Here is a 21550-nt window from a genome sequence, read left to right as displayed (position 1 = left end):
TCTATATAGCAACAATCTATGCGAAAACAGCCATTTTTTATGACATATTGTTCAAATAATTTGAGTTGGAATGCTTAACTATATTTTGTCATAAATATTCCCTAGCTCAACTTTACGTGTTTCTTTTAATTGTTTGTTTTCTAGTTCCAATTCCCAATTTTTTTGATTTAACTCACTTATTTTATTCTTTAATGCCTCAATAATGACATCTTTCGATGTTTCCGAGACATTTTTCTTATAATGGCTTAGAAACTTAATTCCTTCCTGTTCTTTTCGAAATGATTCAATTTTATTGCGATACTCTAATTCTTTATAAAGAAATGCTTTTGATACTTTTGCCACTTTTGAAACTGAATTAAAGTTAATTTTCATGTTCTCTTTATACATTTTTTTAAGAGCTTCATCCACACGTTCCTTGGTATTTATTTTCTTCTGTAACGCATATGTTTTTAGTCCTTGAGTGTTTGGATTCACATTAGCCATGTGGCCCTCCTTTTTTACGTTCAGAGCCTATATATTCTCTTCTCTCTTTTGATAGTCCCAAAATTTGAGTGCCCTTAGATATTGAGTCACGTATCTCCTTGTATTTACTTACTTTCGGCTCTATTAATTCAATAGAGCGATGTCGTCCACTCTTTTTATATAATTCTATATCCGACTCCATTTTTATGATCTGACTATTGTAATAATCTAAAAATGTTTGATCTACATGAAAGCTTCGACAATTATTTTTTATACAAGGTGGTTCTAATGTTTGTTCTAGAAAATCACAATTAAGCTTCGGGCTTTTTATACAAAAACCATGGTCAAGTCTTACGGAATCCATATTATGACGTATCCATTCTAACTCAAGACCATTTTCTTCAGCCTGTTCACTTAAATTTGCCTGTATTACCTCTCCATTAGGGTTTAAACGAACCGCATTTTCGACTTTTTCCCACTCCTTACGAAGAGTGTTATCTAGTATTCTAGCGTATGTTAAAGTCATCTCAGGGCTTGTATGTGCCATTAATTTTTGTACGTGAAGAATATTCATTCCATTATTAATTAAGGTTACGCCATATCGGTGTCGAAAGGCATGGTTTTTAAAATGATAAATAGAGCCATCCTTGTCTAATATTTTCATCTTTTGTGACAACCGATTAAGGGCATTGCTTACGATTTTCTGTGATAGAGCTTTACCCTTATTTCTACCAGATAATACGGGGAACAAGAAATTGTTAGGATTATCTCCCTCTTTGGAACGCAATAGTACATACTCTTGCTGCATTTTTACAATAGTCACGATTTCTTCAGATATAGGGACAATATGTTTTTCATGCCTAACCTTGCGTTGATCACCCATTAACCACCAGCCATCACTTTTTCGTAATAAACAATCGAAATCCAATTGACACACATCTGAGACACGGAATCCACTAGCCTCTAAAATAATAACTAATCTTGCTATTTCCGGTTCAAGAAGGTGTAAGTATTGTTGTACTTGTTCCCAAATTTCATCGGGTACATGTTTGATATGGTCACTATAACGAATAAATTTTCTCTTAGGAATATCTTCAGAAAAAATTAATAGTTTGACCGGGATTGTTGGTGCTTCTTCCCATTCATATTGCTGCATATATTCAATTAATCTCTTAACATTAGAGATACATTCTAAAATATGTCTATTACTAGGTTTCCGATTTTTTGTATAGCTTCTACCGCCCATCTCGACATTTCTCACATACACGAGGAACCTTTCAATGTCTATTCGGGATAAATTGCGTAAATCATTCCAATTCGGATGTTCTTCAACAATAAAGTCAAAAAACAAGTACATTTTCTTCATAATATTTGTTGCTGTTGAATAAGTAATTAATTGCTGAACAAGAAGGGTCTGAAACATATACTTCTTGACCAATTCTCGAAATACCGAAGGTATATTCTCGAAGTTTATGTTCTTGTCTCTTCTGGACATGTTGAATTCAATGCCTAGCTTTTCAACATTCCAACAATCTTTTTTATATTCAGCTCGATCATCATAAAAATCTGACCAAAATTTATAAAACTCTTGATAAACACTTATATATCTTGAAATACAATTTCCTTTGTTTCTTTTTAAGGGTTTGTTGTTCTCAGCTAGAAATTGTTTATATTTCTGAAAGGATTCTTGATATGGCATTTCTGTTATCGATTTGATATTTTTATTGTATGAGGAGATGAATCTCCAAACCCAAAGTAAATAACTGTATATATTATAGTTGTAAGAGGAAAGTAGCCAATACTCATGTGACAAACCATAATACGAATAATATTTTATTTGGTGCCTAATATTTGGATTTTGAATTACCGTAAAATCAAATTTTTCTTTACCCACACGGTGTCCAAGTTTGTCTGGATATGGAAAATCTTTCACTTCCCATATGTCAGCTGCCCAATAATCCGTTAATTTAGGATCTATGATCCTATCAGAATTTAGTAATGCTACTACATTAGTTGTCATATAAATCTCCTGTTTGTTTTTTCATTGCACTTTCCCAATGTTTTCGAATAGTCTCATCTGAAGGATGAACATACATTTGCATAGTTGTTTGAACATAAGCATGTCCTAAAAATTTTTGAATTGATGAAGCATCCATTCCATGCTCATGTAAGTTAGTCGCACATGTATGACGAAGCATATGTGCTGAGAAATCAATACCAGTCTTTTTCCCTATTCTTCTCATCAAGGATTGAATTGTCCAATATTGTATTGGTTTTCCTTTATTTTTCCCAGATAAGTTAAAGAACATGAAATTTGTATCTACATCATCTGTATGATAATCAATGATATAATCTTGGAAAATATTCATCGTCTCTTTAGAAACATAAACCTTACGGTTTTCTCCGGCTACCGTTTTAGATTTTCTAACAAGAATACTATGATCATTAATATTAAAATCCTCTATCCATAAATTTATTACTTCGCTTGCTCTTAAACCGCCTTCGTACATTATTCTAATAATTAGTTGATCCCTAATGGTCTTACACGCATTTTGAATCTGTGTTGACTGTTCCTCGGTTACAGTTTTAATTTTTCTTCTAGGTTCTTTAATTTTTAATACGTTCATGGTTTGTAACTGCTTATCCGAAATGTGATTCAGAAAAGATTTATAAGAGCGCTTATGTACCTTTATTTCTTTCATTACTTTAGTTTTAAGGTCTTTATCAAAGCCATCTAATCTCATTAAATAATCATAGAAATTGATAACACAGTTAACAATTATATTTATAGATCGCTCACTTCTTTTCGCTTTTTCTCCGTAAAGGTATTTAACTTTCCCATTTTGTTGCGGCATCCTCAACCAACCTATGAAACTTGCTAATAAATTCAGATCAACTTCTTCATAGCTCTTATCGTAACTATGTAGAAATTCCCAATAAAGCTTTAAATGATAACAGTAGGATTTAAGTGTATTAGGAGCCTTTCCTAAACTATCAAGGTACTTTATATATTTCATTATTGGAATAACTGGCTCAACTTCATTAGCTAACACTATCCACCTTTTTTCCCCAGAAGATATAACAACCTCTCTAACAACAACCATATTTTCCTCCGTTTTATTAATCATTAATTACTATAAAAACTATACATAATACAATATTGATAATATATAAACAACGATAAAAAATAAAGGGGAAGTATATCGTTATAAACGTTATAGCCTCCCCTTTATTATAGTATTGTTTATATGGATCCGCGATCCCGTATCATTGCTAATTACCTTCTTTCTATTCCGCCTTATGTCCACCGACTAGCTTACTACGGTGTCTTGATGTTCCGGCGTTTGTGTAGGATACTGCACGCAGGATTGCATCGGAACCGTATTTCCCGCGAATACCATCCATCACATAGCCAAGCTTATGTTGCTTGACTCGGTTGAGATAAAACAAATCCAATTGCATTTGTGTGTCATCTTCAATATTAGAAAGTGCTATTGAGACTTTACGGACTGTCTTCTGTGCATAAAATTTCTCAAATAACTCAAGACATACGCGGTACATCTCCATTGTGATATTTGTCGGAGTATCAATGGTTTTCGAACGATAAAATCCTCCGCCAAACTCATCACGGCTATAATGAATACCAAGGCTAATTGTTCTCCCTGCTTTTTTATGTCTTCGCGCACGCCTCGCTACCTCTTCGCACATTTCAAGAATGACATGTTTGACTTCTTCCGGATCTGGATAATCACGCATAAGAATTTGGCTTTTCCCAAAACTGATCTGTCCCTGTATAATGGGTGCACCAATTTCTGATAAATCCACACCCCAAGCATGGTAATACAGCTGATTTCCCATGACTCCGAATTTTTTCTCAAGTAGTTCAAGTGGATAATGGGCAAGCTGGCCAACCGTTGTAATCCCCATCCCATTTAAGGTTCGCTCGACTCTACTCCCAATCCCCCACATCTCTCTTAGCGGCGAGACTGTCCATAGTTTTTCTGGGATATCATCATAGGTCCATTCTGCAATTCCCTTTTTCTTCGCCTCTAAATCTAAGCAGAGCTTTGACATCAACATATTGGGACCAATACCAATGGCACAAGCAAGCCCATATTCGGCCTCGATTTCCTGCTTGATTTTACGCGCAATCGTTGTTGCGTCTCCCCATAATTTTTCAGTCCCATCAATCTTTATAAAGCTTTCATCTACGCTATACACATGGATCGCACTTTTAGGTACATACCGGTTAAAAAGTCTCGTAATTTCCGTTGAAATTCGTAAATACATGGCCATTTTTGGATTTACAATTTTAATTCGTGGATCCTTAGGGATTTCAAAAAGTCTTGATCCTGTTTTTATCCCAAATTCCTTCTTTAGCTTTGGTGAAGCAGCAAGCACAATACTTCCCTGTCGCTCCGTATCTCCAACAACCGCTAAATAACACTCGAGCGGATCAAGACCTAATAAAACTGCAGCACAGCTTGCATAGAAGCTTTTTATATCCACGCACAAAATCTTTTGAACGGGCAACTGGCTGTAATCCACCATTTAATATCATCTCCAAAAAGAATATATGTTCGTATTGTATTCTTAATAATAGGAGAATATACGTTCGATTTCAATGGAAATTTTAAGAAGAATTTTAAATGGTGTTTACATCTAATACAGAAGAACATAAAAAAACCAACACGCTTAGAGTAGCGAATTGGTTTTTTTGTCTTATATGGTCAATCGAAACGCTTTGACGATAATCCCATCATTTGCAGGCTCAAAATCATATTGTGGTAATCGCTCGAAGCCGTGCTTTGTATATAGCTGAATCGCCTGTTTCATGAATTCACCGGTATGTAATCCAATATACTGGTACTTTTTTGCTTTGGAACGATTTATGCATTCATCAATCAAAGCTGAGGCCACACCCTTACCACGAGCCTCAGGATTTACTGCTAGCATTCGAATTTCAGGATAATCCAACTCCTCTAACTGACCTTCGTATGCGTCCGTTTTAGCAGGAAACAAGACTACACTCCCGACAATTTTTTCATCAAGCTCACATACAATAAGCTCAGATCCGTGAAGGCGGTCAGCCTCAGAAGAAATTGCCCGCTTAAGAGCTTGCCAATGAGGAGCTGGAATTGCCTTTGAATGCTCACGATAAGCAGCCACTCGCTGCTCTCGAATGAAATCCAATTCATCCTGTTCAGCATCACGAATTTTCATGTTCCTTTTCACCTACCCTTTTATCAAAAACTTTTCTTTTTTATTGCTCAATTTTTCACGGTTATGTTCGGAAAGCCATACCGATTCATCTGGTCCTTTAGGAAGGATATTAACTTCTCCTTTTGTAGGGTCAATGGTGATAGATAGGTGGTAATGACGCTTAATGGCATCAAAATCAGTCGTTTCACCGAAACCATGTGTCTGGAACAAATCGCGGGCATAGCCCCATAGATTAGGAAACTCAAGAATTAAATTACGGTTTGTGCGAAAAGCCGAATAATAAGCCGCATCAAAGCGAACCAAAGTGGTGTATAAACGGACATCCGAATCCGTGATAAAATCCCCAAATAAGAAACGTTGCTTGGACAAACGCTCCTCTAACTCATCTAATCTAGCAAACAATTGATCATAGGCTTGCTCATAAGCCTCCTGAGAATGAGCGAATCCACATTTGTACACGCCATTATTTACATCATGAAAAATGACATCGTTCAATGCATCAATTTCTTCACGTAATCCACTCGGATATAAATCTGGAGCATTTTCCTTGTGGAAAGGAGCCCAAACCGTTTCAAAATAGTTGGTAAGCTTAAAATAATCATTATTCACAGCCTGTTTGGTTTCAAGATCAACCATGACAGGTACAGTCGGTCTACCCGTATAATTAGAGTCCGCATTCTTATAGACCTCACTCACATACTGAACGCTAAGAACAGGATCAACTCCATTGTCATCTAAGGAAAATTCCCAATCTACAAGCTCGATTCTCGGTCTCATCGGACTTACTTTCCCTAAGGTAATCGCGTTTTCTAATCCAAGAATTTTACGCACAATCACAGAGCGATGTGCCCATGGACATGCTGCTGACCAAAGTAAGCGGTAGCGGCCAGATTCAACGGGTAATTCACCAAGCTGATTTCCGAAAGGTGTAGTAAAGCGATTCGTTTGACGATTGAAAGAGCCATCGGCTTTTATTTCTTCTGGTTTTTTTGATGTGTCATTGTTCGATTCAACAGGAATCGCACAGCTAAATGTCTGGTCATTTTGTGACATGTAATCCTCTCCCTCAAGATTTAAATTAAAACATAGTAACTCAATGTGTTTAATGTAATTTACTCATTATCTAAATTAAACGTCAAGGAATAAACTCCTAAAAATCAAGTGACCTTATGAACTCTTTTTATTTGCGGTATACCATTTATCGTTTTGCGATGTGATGGTATACCGATTAGCTCCTTTCCGGTATACCATTTATCGGGTTACAAATAGTACACATGGTCGAATTTAATAAACAGATAAAAAATACCCCTTAAAAAAGGAGTATTGATGGTACTATTATTTTTTAAAAAATGCCTTTCCCCCTACTTTTTCAACGAGTCGAGGAAACAAGGTATAAAACACACTTCCCGCATTCATCCAGCCTGGCAGATTAATTTCGCGTTTAGGGGTTAGCATAGCATTTACAATTTTAGAAGCGACGAAATCGGGATCAAGCATAAACCGATTTACATTTTTCGCATATGTACCAGACTCATCGGCAATGTCAAAAAAACGCGTGCGAATCGGTCCTGGATTTACAGCTGTTACATGGATATTTGTGCTTGAAAGCTCCATTCGAAGGCTATTCGTAAACCCGAGTACCGCATGTTTTGTAGCCGAATAAACACTTGACTTTGGTGTCGCGATTTTTCCGGCCTGTGATGCGATATTAATAATATGGCCTGAGTTTTGCTGGATCATTGCAGGTAGAACCATCTTTGTACATGAAATGAGTCCAAATACATTAACCTCAAACATTGCTTTCATCTGCTCTATTTGTGCATCCACAACATCTGCAAACACACCAAACCCAGCATTATTAACAAGCACATCAATCGTATTTACATTGCGTAATATGTCCTCAAATACATCTTTTACATTTTCTGTATCACGAACATCGAGCTTATAAAATAAGCAGTCGATACCGTATTTTTCTTGAATGTTTTGAGCAATTTTTTCTAACTGATCATAGCTTCGGGCTAAAAGGATTGGATATGCTCCTTGCTCTGCAACAAGGTAGGCAATTTTTTCGCCAATCCCGCTCGAAGCCCCCGTAATAACAATCTTCTTTCCTTTAAGTCTTGAATTCATTCGGCCTTTTTCACCTCAGGGATTTTTTAATTAGAATGATAGATATGTTGTCCGTTCACGACTTCTATCTTAACTTCACCTATTTCTTCAAGGAAGTCAAGCTGTCCAACTGTTTCAGATACAGTAAAGAGCGGTTGCTTTAAGTATACTTTTGGGAATAACTTAGTACACACCTCAAAGGCAGTCATTGGCTTTTTCTTAATCATTTGTAGAACGTGATATGCCCGCTCTTTCTGTGAGACAAATCTCTCTTGAATAAGCTCATGAGGGTTCATAATATCGGCTCCATGTCCCGTTACAACCTTCGACATGTCAAGTGTTAGAAGTTTTCGTAAAGAACTATTGTACTGGACTAATGGTCTCGGTCTAGCGGTTTCACCAAATTGCGGTGGTTCAAGCAATGGATTTGGTGAGATTTTAGCTAAGAGAGTATCTCCTGCAATAAGCATCCCATCCACTTCGCGGTATAAAACGATATGGCTTTGTGCGTGTCCAGGCGTTTCTAACACTTTAAATCCTGTCATACCATCGATGGTATCTCCCTCTCCTATCGTTTTTGTAAGTGATCTACGACAAGAATATTCAAGTTCTTCATCCATATCAATGAAGTTGATAAATGCGCGATCAAGACCTAATTGAAGAAAAAGCTCATTATAGAAAGTCTCATTCTCTACAAAGAATTGCTTATCCTGACTTATCCATGGTTGGTTTTTTTTGTGACCTAAAATGGGGATATCCTTATTAAAATAATCGAGAAGCCCTACATGGTCCGGGTGATGATGAGTGATCACAATTTGGTCAATGTCTGATGGTGTATAGCCTAACTGAGCAAGCTGCTCATTAAAGGATTGCCACGCTTCCTCCGTCTTTGCACCAGCATCTATTAAAGTTAAAGCTTCTCCCTTCACAACATACACATTTACATCTCCGACAGCAAAAGGTGTTGGCAGGGTTATTTTAAAAACATCCTTGGTCGTAGTAAGTTTATTCATAGATAAGAAATCTCCTTTGTACTATATCAATAAAGTATCGTTACATTTATCCTTTTTTAGTTTACCTTTTTCATCTTATTTTGTCATTATATTCGAATAACTTCTCTATTATGTAACTGAAATTGGGCTCGTTTTACAAAAAGAAGGTATTGACATCCAGAGAAAATCAGTGCATAATGACCATTAATATAAATTTCGTAAAGCAATGATTAGGACTAGTAAATCATGTAATGGCAATAAGAGAGTGAGATCCAGCGGCTGAAAGATCTCGTAGCCCACTTCTTGATTGAACCTACCTATGAGCTGTTAGGAAAACCTAACCGTCTCCCCCACGATACGGGTCCCGAGTGGAACATCGAAAAATTAGCTTTTTTCAAGATGTTAAGTAAGGTGGTACCGCGGATAGCAGACCTATTCCGTCCTTTAACAAGGATGGAGTAGGTCTTTTTATTTTATTACGGAGGGATAGTTATGGAAATGAGACAAAATATCGTGTTTGTTGGAGCCGGCTCAATGGCTGAGGCAATGATTTCTGGAATGCTACAAAAGGAGCTCTTCTTGCCCAATCAAATTTCTGTAATGAATCGCTCCAATTATGAACGATTAGAAGGTCTAAACAAAGAATATGGTGTAACCATAAGTCAAAACAAACAAGAAACAATTGAAAATGCTGGAGTCATCCTCCTAGCGATAAAGCCTAAGGACGTTGCAGAAGCTGTTTTAGCTATTAAGGATCACGTCAATGAGAACCAACTCATCATCTCTGTATTAGCAGGAGTATCGACTACAACCATCACCGACTTACTAAACAAAGAAGTTGCTGTAGTCCGTGCTATGCCAAATACATCTGCAACCATTGGAAAATCTGCTACTGCATTATCTGTAGGAATGTACGCAAACGAAGACCATTTACTCATTGCACGTCAATTATTTGAAACAATTGGGATTGTCACAACAGTCGCAGAAAAAGACCTTCATGCGGTCACAGGTCTTTCAGGAAGTGGTCCTGCATATGTATATTATTTAGTCGAAGCAATGGAAAAAGCAGCTGACGATATCGGTCTTGAAAAAGGAATTGCCAAGGAATTAATCCTTCAAACGATTATTGGTGCAGCGGAAATGCTAAAAAGTTCACCAAAGCCACCTGCTACTTTGCGAAAAGAAGTAACAAGTCCAGGCGGTACAACCGAAGCAGGTATAAAAGTATTGGAGCAATTTAACTACCAACAAGCAATGATGTCTTGCATAAAACGTGCTACCGCTCGCTCTGCCGAACTTGGTGAAGCTATGCTCCAATCAGTTTCAGAAAAGAATTAAATGTATGATATCAAAGTCAGTAGGATCTTACCAATCCAGAAAAAGTGATTTACTATTGGTAGGATTTTACTGACATTTTTGATATACTATTATTTAGAGTACCGAAATAAATCATGATGGGGAGATTCTATGAGTGCACCGCTTATTAAAGAAACACCACCACAACTAAGTACGACTACAGAAAAAATTTGGACCCGTGATTTTACCCTAATCTGCATATCAAACTTCTTTATTTTTCTCGGCTTTCAGATGACATTGCCGACAATCCCACTATTTGTAGAACATCTTGGAGGTAATGAACAACTCATTGGATTAGTCGTTGGAATTTTCACCTTTTCCGCACTGTTAATCAGACCCTTCGCTGGCCATCAACTAGAAATAAGAGGACGACGCTTCGTATATTTACTTGGGCTTGCCATTTTCGTCCTATCTGTTGGCACCTACGGAATCATTTCAAGTTTACTCTTTTTATTTTTGTTTCGAATGGTTCAAGGGATTGGCTGGGGCTTTTCAACAACGGCTTCTGGAACCATCGCAACAGACTTAATCCCTGCCAAAAGACGTGGTGAAGGAATGGGCTATTTTGGTCTGTTCGGAAATATCGCACTAGCTTTTGGTCCTTCGTTAGGCCTTACACTTGCTGGTACAATATCCTATACAAAACTCTTTTCCATTTGCGCCATTCTAGGTTTAGTCGCACTCATCCTATCATCTAGAATCCACTATAAAAAAATCGAACCAGTAAAAGAAAATCCTAGAAAATGGGACTTTTATGAAGAAACAGCGCTCCCTCCTTCGATTCTATTATTCTTTATAACTGTTTCATTTGGAGGTATTGCAGCCTTTTTACCTTTATATACTGTACAAAAGGGAATATCCGGGATTGAATGGTATTTTCTTTTATTTGCAGTCGCTTTAATGATTTCCCGAACCTTTGCCGGGCGCCTTTATGATCTGAAAGGACATCGAGCCGTGTTTGCACCAGGTGCTTTTTCGATTGTATTAGCTATGTTGCTATTAGCTTGGTTACCTAGTAGTCTTGTCCTTTACATAGCAGCTTTTATTTACGGTTTAGGTTTCGGTGCATTGCAGCCTGCCCTACAAGCATGGGCTGTACAAACGGCTCCAGACAATCGAAAAGGGATGGCGAACGCAACCTTTTTCTCTTCTTTTGATTTAGGAGTGGGGATTGGTGCGATTGCCTTTGGTCAAATCGCCTATCTATTAGGGTACCAGTCAATCTACATCGCCTCTGCAATATCTGTGCTAATATCCATTTTGCTTTATTTTACATGGATTGGAAAAAATAATACTTCATCCTAAGGGGCAATAGTCCCCTTTTTCCTTTTTCATCTAAAATCCCTTATCGTTTCGAAAAAAATTGGATAGAATATATATATCAAATACGCCTTGGCGTATTGCTGCCCGATTTTTTTCGAGCTTGCTTGAAAAATTTCCTTTGAAAAATCGTGGCATCCGCCGGAGGCTTTAACTGTATTCAGTAGAAGTTAAAGACTTCTACTGAACACAGTTAAAGGGATTGGAGGTTGACTTATGAGGAGAATCCTTCTATTTATATCTTTTTTATTTTTCCTATACGCCGGTTGGACAGTATTAGATAAACTAGCTGCAAAAACTGATAATCAATCAGTTTTAGATACTATTACAACTGAAATAGACAGAGTATCTGAATCTGAAGAACTCGCAAATATAAAAGTCAAACTTAATGAAGGCATACACTATATCGAAACATTACTGCAAACCTTTGAAGAAAAGGCACCAGAAAATTCGATTATCGACAAAAATGAAGTGGAGAAACCAGAATTAAATGCACCAAGTGAACAGGCCTTTTCCATTCACAATATCGAGCTCGGGGAAAGTAAACAGACAATAGAAGCGAAACTTGGGGAACCAAAACGGGTATCTTTAAATGAATATGGAACGAACTGGTATACGTATCATGAAGACTATCACAATTTTATGTTGGTCGCTTATAATTCGGAGAATAAAGTTATAGGTTTATATACGAATCAGGATCTCATCTCTTCAACAAAAGGAATCAAATATGGAACCCCCAAACAAGAAGCACTTAATCTACTGGGGGAACCCATGACGCGAATTCAAAAAGGATTTGTCTACTATGAATTTCAACAGGACCGGGACTATGATGTCTTCCATATAGATAACACCTATGTCACCCTTTTTTATGATAAACATCAGGATAACACGGTGACCTCGATTCAAATTGTTTCAGAAGCCCTAGAACAAAAAAGAGCTGATTTTTACACCGATGCAAGTGAGCAGTTGAAAGAAGGGTTTGAATATCAATTATTTGACCTTACAAATGCATCTAGAGTAAATCATGGACTAGGGGTTCTAACTTGGGATGATCATGTGAAGGAGACGGCTCGAAAGCATAGCTTAGATATGGCGCAAAACGATTATTTTAGCCACACTAATTTACAAGGAAAGTCTCCGTTTGATCGAATGATTGAGGATGAAATTTTATTTACCATTGCTGGTGAAAATCTCGCTTATGGACAATTTAGCAGTATTTTTGCCCATGAAGGTTTGATGAACTCAATGGGTCATCGAGAAAATATTTTAAAGGAAGAATATAAATACTTAGGTGTGGGAGTCGCCTTTAATACGGAGTCTCACCCCTATTACACAGAAAACTTTTACACAAAATAAGGCATTTCACCTATATCCCTCTCAATTTTTGGTTATCCTACCAAAGAGGTGATTTTGTGAAACTGATACGTTTTTTATTATTTTTAGGCCTTCTTACAGGCTTTCACAGTGTAACTCTTGCCGGCCAGAACGATGTTGAATATGGCCCTTTTACAATTGTTCAAAAAGAGTATGTTGATTTAGACGGTGATGGTAAAAAGGACATCATTGAGCTTTACGCGCGAAAAAATCAATATAACCTTGCGAATGAATGGTCTTTAAAAATCAATGGGGACCAATTAGGAACCTATCATAATAAACAGGATTTATATCAGTTGGCTGAAATGCAGTTTGCAGATGTCATTCAAAACGGGAAACAGGATATTCTCCTCTATTTTCGTTCTATCGGAAGTGGCGGTGTTACTGGTTTAACTGTCCTGAGCTATACAGGTGAAAAAGTGGAGGAAATCTATACTGACCCCAACTCTTCAGGATGGTTTGACGAAGCAAAAAAGCGTTTTTCAATGAAATACATTGGCGAATATCAAGTCGAATTTAATGATGAGCAAAATAGCTTGGAAGCAGTCATACCATTATCAGAAGAGCGCTACCGGGATTTTCCTGATAAAAAAGAACTACAGAATCGATTACAAGAATTGGAGACATGGGTCGATCCAGCTTCGGGATATCGTTTTGATAAATTAACCAAAATGAAGCCACAAGAAATTGTTGCAATTCAGGCTGTTTCTGGAATTGCCCACTATGACGTGATCGCTTATTTCGAAACAAGATATATGTTTGATAAGCAAAATCAAAAATACGTACCAACGAAAGTAGCACTCATAAGCAAAGAAACGGGAAAGAAATTAACTGAAGCCCCTGTTAAATAAGGAAAGGCATCGACGAGATAAAGTCGATGCTTATTTTTTTAAAATACACGACGGGAATGATATAATATTTAGCACCACGAAACAAATAGGAGGCTTTAATCTCATGGAATCAGCATTATTTTCACCATATACGATTAAAAATGTAACCCTAAAAAATAGAATTGTTATGGCACCGATGTGTATGTACTCAAGTCATGATGAGGATGGGAAGCTGCAGGATTGGCATTATACCCATTATGTTAGCCGTGCTGTTGGTCAGGTTGGGCTCATCATGGTAGAAGCAACCGCAGTAACCCCGCAAGGAAGAATCTCGCCACAGGATTTAGGAATTTGGAGCGACGATCATGTACCGGGTTTAAAAAAGCTTGTTGAGATGATTAAAGCAAATGGCTCCAAATCATCCATTCAAATTGCCCATGCCGGACGGAAAGCAACTGTTACAGGAGATATTGTTGCTCCTTCTGCAATTGCATTTAATGAAAGCTATAAAACACCAAAGGAATTAACAAATAATGAAATAAAGGAAACCATTGCTGCATTCAAGGCGGGAGCAAGACGTGCTAAAGAAGCTGGCTTTGATATTATTGAAATCCATGGGGCACATGGCTATCTAATAAATGAATTTTTGTCTCCACTTTCAAATAAACGGGAAGATGAATATGGCGGGAGTTCCGAAAACCGCTACCGCTTCTTAGAAGAGGTAATCGAAGCTATTAAAGAAGTATGGGATGGTCCACTATTTGTTCGTGTATCAGCAAATGATTATACGGAAGGTGGTTTGATTCCTGCCGATTATGTGCAATATGCAAAACGCATGAAAGACCAAGGTGTGGATCTAATCGATGTCAGTTCTGGTGCTGTTGTACCCGCAAAAATTGACGCATATCCAGGCTATCAGGTTAGTTTTGCAGATAAAATTCGCAATGAAGCCAATATCCCTACTGGTGCAGTGGGTTTGATTACCAAAGCTGTTCAAGCTGAAGAGATCTTAAAAAACAGCCGGGCTGATTTAATATTTATTGCTCGAGAATTATTACGGGACCCTTATTGGCCAAGAACCGCTGCTAAAGAGCTTGGTGTTTCAATTGATAGTCCAAAACAATACGAACGCGGTTGGCTTTAATAACCAACTAAAAAAATCGACAAGTACCTTTGCCTTGTCGATTTTTTATATCATGAGAAGTTCCCGGATATCTTCTTCAGTCAGTGTCGTTTTTTCCTCAGAATCAATAATATCCGAAATGAGGTCACGCTTTTTCTCCTGTAATTCATTCATCTTTTCCTCGATTGTGCCACGTGCAAAAAGCTTTATCACTTGGACTACCTTTTTCTGACCGATTCGGTGGGCACGGTCAGCAGCCTGTTCCTCGACAGCTGGATTCCACCAAAGGTCATATAAAATGACAGTATCCGCTCCTGTCAGATTTAAACCCGTACCTCCAGCTTTTAAAGAAATTAAAAAGAGTTCTCGTTCTCCAACATTAAAACGTTGGCATAATTCCACTCGCTCGTCTGTAGGTGTTTGTCCATCAAGATAGAAAAAAGTATGCCCTCTACTAGACAATTCCCTTCCAATCAGTCCAAGCATTTTCGTAAATTGTGAGAAAATCAAAACTCTCCTTCCAGAAAGTTTGGATTCCTCGATGATTTGTAAAAGTTGCTCAAATTTCGCAGAACTTCCCTTATAACCGTCAACAAATAAAGCAGGATGGCAACAAATCTGTCTTAGTCTTGTGATTCCAGCAAGGATTCGTATCCGGTTCTTTCGTATAGTGTCTTTATCAAGATGCTTTAATGTATCATGACGTAGCTTCGCTAAATAGGCAGCATAAAGTTTCTTCTGTTCTGGTAGAAGCTCTGATGATTCAAGGATTTCAACTTTCTCCGGCAGCTCTGCAAGAACGTCTTCTTTCATACGGCGAAGTAAAAATGGGCGAACCTTTCTTGCGATATCTTTCCTTGAAAGATGACTATATTCCTTTAACCCCTTAAAAAGCTGTGGAAAAACAACATAGTAAATGGACCAAAGCTCTTCAATTGAATTTTCAACCGGTGTTCCGGTTAATCCGAAACGATGATCTGCTTTTAATTTTTTTACAGCTCTGGCAGTTTGGGTAACTGGATTTTTAAAGGCTTGAGCCTCATCGAAGAAAACGGTATGGAAGTTAATAGACTCATACCATTTACTATCACGTCTCAATAACGGATAGGATGTGATAAGAACATCCATGCCTTCACTTTCTTGTTGCAGTGCTCTTCGCTCAGCTTTATTGCCATCAATTACAATTGCTTGAAGTTCAGGAGCAAATTTCAAGATTTCATGGAGCCAGTTGTATGTTAACGATGATGGGCAAACAATAAGTACAGGGCGCTTATTATCACGAATCGTTTGAAGCTCAGAAACAATAAATGCAATACTCTGTACTGTTTTACCAAGCCCCATATCATCAGCAAGTACACCACCAAATCCATAACTTGCGAGAGTCTTCAACCATTTAAAGCCTTGCTTTTGATAATCTCGTAAAATCGTATCTAAATGGTGTGGAACTTCTATGCTCAAATTACTAGGATTTCGAATTGAATCAAGAAATTGACGGAATGATTCCTCAGCTATATAGATTTCATTGTCATCGAACGAATCCAAAATGGGTAAAGCCTCAAGCATTGGCATGTTTAAGGTTGCTTCGAAATCATCGTCCTGAATTGGAACAGCCTTTAAAAACCGCTGAATTTCCTCCATCTCCCTCGTTTCAAGTGAGAGCAATGAACCATTTTTCAAGCGGTAATATTTTCGTTTTTCCTCAAGAGCACCTAAAATTTCGCGAATTTCCTGATCGGCAATGCCCTTCATCTCAAATTTAAACTCAAGCCAATTTGTACGTTCTTTTTTTATTTTTACCCTTATTTTCGGATGTTCACTTTTAGGTAAAATGCGATTTCGAATAGCTGTTGTAGCATAAATCTGACAGTGAGGTTGCAGCTTTGGAACAATATGATACAAAAACTCATACTCAAGTTCCTCATTATGCAAGTAGTACCCACCCTCCGTCTTCGAAAGACCGCTATCATCCATAATTCTTAGAATTTCATCCTCTTTTTCGATATCCCTAATTACCATTGGTCCTGTTGGAATATCCCGGTTCTCAAGTGGTTGGATGATGGTATTTTCATAGTGAAACTCAAGCCCTGCCAGCAGTTTGTTTCGAAGGCGATCCAAGTAAAGCTTAGCGACAAGTGGCGTTTTCATAAATTCTTTAGAAATGTCTTGAGACATGTGAACGACACCAATCTTTTTCAAGCTTGGTACGATTTTTTTTAGAAAAAATTGAGTTTGTTCCTTTGGAATTGGAATATGATTAGCACCTGGATTTACAAGCATATTCTTTAGTTCAAATAAGCGGTCACAATCTTGTTCCGATATTTGAAAGAGTCGTCCATCACTTAACACAATAGGATAGGATTTTAAAATAATCATTCTGTTAAACCCTTGAATGGTTAATTGATAGTCACTTTCTTCCCCTTCTTCAAATGAAAAATGAAGTGGTGGTGGTTCCTCTTCGATTTGAAGGCCTTCATACGTATAGCCATTGTTTTCAAGATAAACGGATGGGCATTTCGAGAATAAAGGTACGAGAACTTTCCAAGAAGATGGCGGAATTAACAGTATTTCACGAGTTTCCAGATCGTCTAATGAGTTAACTTCAATATAAACTTTTTCATCCTCAGTAACTTTAATCAATTGGTGTAGTAGAGTATCTACTTCATATAAAAAACAATGGAGATTTGGATCATATGAAAATTGTTCGGATATTATACTAGGCTTTCCTTGTTTTATATCCTCAAGAAACCTACGAATATCATGTACCCTCATCTGTTCAATTCCAATTTCCAATCCAATTAAGACTTGCTCATTCGAAACCTTAACGGGTTTACATGTGAATCGAACATTGAGTACTTCTCTTTTTTCAAAATGAAGCTGATGGCCACTTGAACGTAACGGCCGATTTGTAAATAATGTCATGAAATCATTCGTCAATTTTTCGTTAGTAGAAGTTTGAATTTCATCGAAGGCTAATGGCTCTTGATTTTGCTGTTCATGAATCGCAATTAAAACGGCAGCTACATGCTGACATTCCTTATCGAAATTGGCAAGGGATGGACAGCTGCAAGTAGTCTCTAATTTTCCTTGTCTACTTTTTTCAATTGTTACTTGAAAGTCTTCTGCTCCTTTAACAATGGCTTTACATTTATTTGATCCGTATTCAGTTAATAGAACCTTGTTTGTTCGATAAAAAGCGTCCCCTCTTTTAAAGGAGACGGTTCCACACATTTCTTTTATCAATTTATGTTTGATTTTGATATCCATGGATTCCGACTCCTTTCTATCCTAGGTTTACTTTTGATTGAACCCTTGTCCTTTAACAAAATCCTTCATATACATCCGCTTCGGATTTTCAAGCATGTTCGCCATCTGCCCCGTCCATGTATCTGAGCGTTTCCCATTTGTACGTGCTTGATAATAGTCGGAAATAGTTTGATTGTAGGTAGCTAACTCTTGTTTAAATAAGTCTTCATCCTGCTTATATTCATCTTCATGATAAATATGCTCAAATGGAAGACGTGGTTTTTTATCAGGCATTTGGGCTGGGTAGCCTACCGCAATTCCGAAAAGAGGTATCACAAATTTTGGGATATGTAGGAGCTTACAAACCTCATCAAGATTATTACGCAGTCCACCAATATAGCAAGCACCTAATCCCATTGATTCTGCTGCGAGTACTGCATTTTGAGCAGCCAAGGCAGCATCTATTGTAGCAACCATAAATTTCTCGGTACTCTCCAATGAAGTCGATAAGTCCTTTTCCTCCATTTGGCTAATAACCTGGTGACGATGAAGATCCCCACAAAACACAAAGAAATGTCCATTTTCGGCAACATAGGCTTGGTTACCGACGATTTCTGCGAGCTTCTTCTTTTTCTCTGAATCTTTCACGCCAATTATCGAATAGGCTTGGATAAAACTAGATGTTGAAGCCGCTTGGGCACTCTCAACAATCGTACGAATTTGTTCACCTGATAATAATTTTTCTTCAAATTTACGAATCGAACGGTGATTCATAATGGTTTCAATAACTGTATTCATTGTTATGTTCCTCCAAACTAGTTGTCTTTATTTTTCGTTTGGTTTGATTTCACATCGTATCTTGAGAAATCCTTTGCCAAATAAGTCGACTTAAACACTTGCTGTGCTTCCTCAAGTAGCCTCTGACTATCATCGCCTTGATATCTAGAGCTAATATGCGTAAGTATTAATTGTTTGACCCCCGCTTGTTTTGCAACATCGGCCGCTTGAGTTGTGGTAGAGTGAAAATAATCATGAGCTAAATCGGCTTCATTTGAGCTAAATGTTGCTTCATGGATGAGTATATCTGCATCCTTTGCGAGTTCAATACTCTCCTTAACATAACGGGTATCACCTAAAATGGTCACTATACGTCCCTTTTTAGGAGGACCAATATATTCCTCTCCATTAATCTGACGTCCATCTTCAAGGAAAACTGTTTGTCCTTCTTTAATTTTTTGATAAATAGGACCAGGTTTAATTCCTTCTTTTGATAACTTATCCACAAGCAATGTTCCTGGGAGGTCTTTTTCTACAATTCGATACCCAAAGGATTGAATCCCATGCTCTAATTCTTTTGCAGTTACACAAAATTGTTCATCCTCAAAGACGACACCTTCTTCAATTTCAACAATTTCAAGCGGATATCGAATATGTGTGGTACTTACCTTTATCGAAGTTTCAATAAAAGCTCTTATTCCCTTAGGACCATAGATGGTTAATAAGGTCTCTCCGCCTTGAAAGGAGCGACTTCCTAATAACCCAGGCAAACCAAATATATGATCACCATGCAAATGAGTGATGAAAATTTTTTCTATTTTCCCTGGCTTTATGGATGTATGTAATATTTGATGCTGTGTTGCCTCCCCACAATCAAACAACCAGGTGGCCCTACGTTCATCAAGCAATTGTAAAGCAATTGAAGTGACATTCCGCTCCTTTGCGGGTACCCCTGCACCTGTTCCTAAAAATACGACTTCCACTCAGAAATCCTCCAAATAATTTTAAAATTTTTATGCTTGTCTTTCGATTATATTCCATTACCTACTATATCATATTCTGCCATTTGTTCTCTAGACAAGCCACTCTACCCATTACATACAATCGTTTTCGAATATCCATTCCTTGTTAAGGCATACTTTTAAAAGGAGTTTGAAAAATTCATACGAATTAGTTGATTTACTAAACAAAAAAGTATACATTAAATAAATATCACTAAAGCCTTAAGAAGTGGGGGATTAATATGACAAATACAGCACCAAAATCAATCGTGGTTATTTTTGGAGCAACAGGTGATTTGGCAAATCGAAAGCTTTATCCTTCTATATATAACCTTTATACGAAAGGAAAACTCTCTGAAAATTTCGCGGTTATCGGGGTGGCAAGACGCCCTTTAGAAAATGAAGAATTCCAACAAAACGTAAGAAATTCTGTATCGGGAAGATTTGAGGAAAATCGTGAGGATATCGAGAAGTTCTCAAAACACTTTTACTACCTCCCGTTCAATGTGAATGATCGTGCTTCTTATAAAGAATTAAAGGAACTAGCTGAAAAACTAGATTCAACTTACAAAACAGAAGGTAATAGGATCTTTTATTTAGCAATGGCTCCAGAGTTTTTTGGAACAATAGCTGTCAACATTAAAGCTGAAGAATTAACGGAAACAGAAGGTTATACAAGACTTGTAATTGAAAAACCTTTCGGACATAACCTGCCATCTGCAAAGCAATTGAATGAAAAGCTTCGTCATGCATTCTCAGAGGATGAAATTTACCGAATCGACCATTATTTAGGAAAAGAAATGGTACAAAATATTGAAGTCATCCGCTTTGCAAACGCAATATTCGAACCACTTTGGAATAATCGTTACATATCAAATATCCAGGTCACATCAAGTGAAGTACTTGGAGTAGAAGATCGGGGCGGCTATTATGAAAAATCAGGCGCTCTCCGAGATATGGTACAAAACCATATGCTTCAAATGGTTGCATTATTAGCGATGGAACCGCCAATTAAATTAAATACCGATGAGATTCGTAGTGAAAAAATAAAAGTATTACGTGCCCTTCGCCCATTAGAAGAAGAGGATGTAAAAAAATACTTCGTTAGAGGGCAATATGATGCTGGTACGTTAAATGGTAAACAGGTTCCTGGTTACCGAGAAGAGGAGAAAGTAGACCCGGCATCAAATACTGCTACATTTGTTGCAGGTAAGCTTCTAATCGACAATTTCAGATGGGCAGGCGTTCCTTTCTATATCCGTACTGGTAAGAGAATGAAGGAAAAATCAACAAAAATTGTGGTTCAATTCAAAGACATTCCGATGGATTTATATTATAAAGAGGAAAATGAACAACAAAATCCTAACCTGCTTGTCATTAATATCCAACCCGATGAAGGTATTACACTTTATTTAAATGCGAAACGACCGGGTCAAAATACCATGACATTACCTGTTAAACTTGATTATTGTAATAACTGTATTGATGGTATAAACACACCAGAAGCTTATGAAAAGCTTATTTATGACTGTATGATGGGTGATACAACAAACTTTGCACACTGGGATGAAGTGGCCCTTTCATGGCGCTACGTCGACTCGATTTCAAAGGTTTGGGAAAACCAAATTGCAACTGAATTCCCAAATTATCCATCTGGTTCTAATGGACCTAAGGCGTCGGATGAATTATTAGCAGAAAACGGGTTCCACTGGTGGCCAGTTGAAGACTAAAATGAAAAGA

Annotated in this window: 17 protein-coding genes; 6 read left to right on the top strand and 11 right to left on the bottom strand. The window is 37.4% G+C overall.

Annotated features, from left to right (window positions below; translation table 11 throughout):
- Positions 1–78 precede the first annotated feature (78 nt).
- From ACFSFW_RS00740 to ACFSFW_RS00705, 8 genes are all read right to left on the bottom strand, one after another.
- The gene (locus ACFSFW_RS00740; protein WP_388034469.1) at positions 79–483 is read right to left on the bottom strand and encodes a DUF6262 family protein; all 405 of its coding nucleotides are present in this window, start codon (positions 481–483) and stop codon (positions 79–81) included.
- Positions 476–2482, bottom strand: a complete 2007-nt coding sequence (locus ACFSFW_RS00735) for a tyrosine-type recombinase/integrase (RefSeq protein ID WP_388034467.1) — start codon at positions 2480–2482, stop codon at positions 476–478. The genes ACFSFW_RS00740 and ACFSFW_RS00735 overlap by 8 nt, the downstream gene beginning before the upstream one ends.
- A complete protein-coding gene (locus ACFSFW_RS00730) occupies positions 2472–3566 on the bottom strand; it encodes a tyrosine-type recombinase/integrase (protein WP_388034465.1) in 1095 nt (364 codons plus the stop codon). Before ACFSFW_RS00730 ends, ACFSFW_RS00735 begins: the two co-directional genes overlap by 11 nt.
- A 184-nt stretch (positions 3567–3750) precedes the next feature.
- Entirely contained in the window at positions 3751–5013 is a 1263-nt protein-coding gene (locus tag ACFSFW_RS00725) for a Y-family DNA polymerase (protein ID WP_304218351.1), read from the bottom strand.
- A gap of 171 nt (positions 5014–5184) precedes the next feature.
- On the bottom strand, positions 5185–5685 hold the full coding sequence (locus tag ACFSFW_RS00720) for a GNAT family N-acetyltransferase (RefSeq protein ID WP_388034463.1): 501 nt from the start codon (positions 5683–5685) through the stop codon (positions 5185–5187).
- A gap of 12 nt (positions 5686–5697) precedes the next feature.
- Positions 5698–6738, bottom strand: coding sequence for a glutathione S-transferase family protein (locus tag ACFSFW_RS00715; protein ID WP_388034461.1), 1041 nt, complete (start codon positions 6736–6738; stop codon positions 5698–5700).
- A gap of 282 nt (positions 6739–7020) precedes the next feature.
- Positions 7021–7815: an SDR family NAD(P)-dependent oxidoreductase gene (locus ACFSFW_RS00710; RefSeq protein ID WP_304218362.1), complete on the bottom strand. Its 795-nt coding sequence runs from the start codon at positions 7813–7815 to the stop codon at positions 7021–7023.
- 26 nt (positions 7816–7841) lie between these two features.
- A complete protein-coding gene (locus ACFSFW_RS00705) occupies positions 7842–8807 on the bottom strand; it encodes an MBL fold metallo-hydrolase (RefSeq protein WP_388034459.1) in 966 nt (321 codons plus the stop codon).
- 471 nt (positions 8808–9278) lie between these two features.
- Between ACFSFW_RS00705 and proI the strand changes: the two genes are divergently transcribed.
- The 5 genes from proI (at position 9279) to namA (ending at position 14810) form a co-directional block, all read left to right on the top strand.
- On the top strand, positions 9279–10124 hold the full coding sequence (proI, locus tag ACFSFW_RS00700) for a pyrroline-5-carboxylate reductase ProI (protein ID WP_304218368.1): 846 nt from the start codon (positions 9279–9281) through the stop codon (positions 10122–10124).
- A gap of 129 nt (positions 10125–10253) precedes the next feature.
- Complete coding sequence (locus ACFSFW_RS00695; RefSeq protein WP_304218371.1) at positions 10254–11447, top strand: MFS transporter; 1194 nt, start codon at positions 10254–10256, stop codon at positions 11445–11447.
- A 231-nt stretch (positions 11448–11678) separates the two neighbouring features.
- Complete coding sequence (locus ACFSFW_RS00690; RefSeq protein ID WP_304218374.1) at positions 11679–12818, top strand: CAP domain-containing protein; 1140 nt, start codon at positions 11679–11681, stop codon at positions 12816–12818.
- 56 nt (positions 12819–12874) lie between these two features.
- Positions 12875–13687, top strand: a complete 813-nt coding sequence (locus ACFSFW_RS00685; RefSeq protein ID WP_304218375.1) for a YybI family spore inner coat protein — start codon at positions 12875–12877, stop codon at positions 13685–13687.
- 103 nt (positions 13688–13790) lie between these two features.
- Positions 13791–14810: an NADPH dehydrogenase NamA gene (namA, locus tag ACFSFW_RS00680; protein WP_304218378.1), complete on the top strand. Its 1020-nt coding sequence runs from the start codon at positions 13791–13793 to the stop codon at positions 14808–14810.
- A 45-nt stretch (positions 14811–14855) separates the two neighbouring features.
- On the opposite strand, the gene ACFSFW_RS00675 is transcribed toward namA, so the two are convergent.
- Genes ACFSFW_RS00675 through rnz form a run of 3 tightly spaced genes read right to left on the bottom strand, consistent with a single transcriptional unit; the run spans position 14856 to position 19792 of the window.
- A complete protein-coding gene (locus ACFSFW_RS00675) occupies positions 14856–18053 on the bottom strand; it encodes an SNF2 helicase associated domain-containing protein (protein WP_388034456.1) in 3198 nt (1065 codons plus the stop codon).
- Positions 18054–18080: 27 nt separating this feature from the next.
- Positions 18081–18830 carry an oxygen-insensitive NADPH nitroreductase gene (nfsA, locus tag ACFSFW_RS00670; protein ID WP_388034454.1) on the bottom strand — a complete coding sequence of 250 codons (750 nt, stop codon included), beginning with the start codon at positions 18828–18830 and terminating at the stop codon, positions 18081–18083.
- Positions 18831–18847: 17 nt separating this feature from the next.
- A complete protein-coding gene (gene rnz / locus ACFSFW_RS00665; RefSeq protein ID WP_388034452.1) occupies positions 18848–19792 on the bottom strand; it encodes a ribonuclease Z in 945 nt (314 codons plus the stop codon).
- Between the two features lie 260 nt (positions 19793–20052).
- Between rnz and zwf the strand changes: the two genes are divergently transcribed.
- Positions 20053–21540 (top strand): glucose-6-phosphate dehydrogenase, encoded by a 1488-nt coding sequence (gene zwf, locus ACFSFW_RS00660; protein WP_388034450.1) that lies wholly within the window; start codon positions 20053–20055, stop codon positions 21538–21540.
- Positions 21541–21550 lie beyond the last annotated feature (10 nt).

Origin of the sequence: Ferdinandcohnia salidurans (assembly GCF_042680725.1) — a bacterium.
Taxonomy (GTDB): domain Bacteria; phylum Bacillota; class Bacilli; order Bacillales; family Bacillaceae_L; genus Ferdinandcohnia; species Ferdinandcohnia salidurans.
The sequence above is the reverse complement of the archived record's forward strand: the minus strand, read 5'-3'. Positions and strand labels throughout refer to the sequence as shown.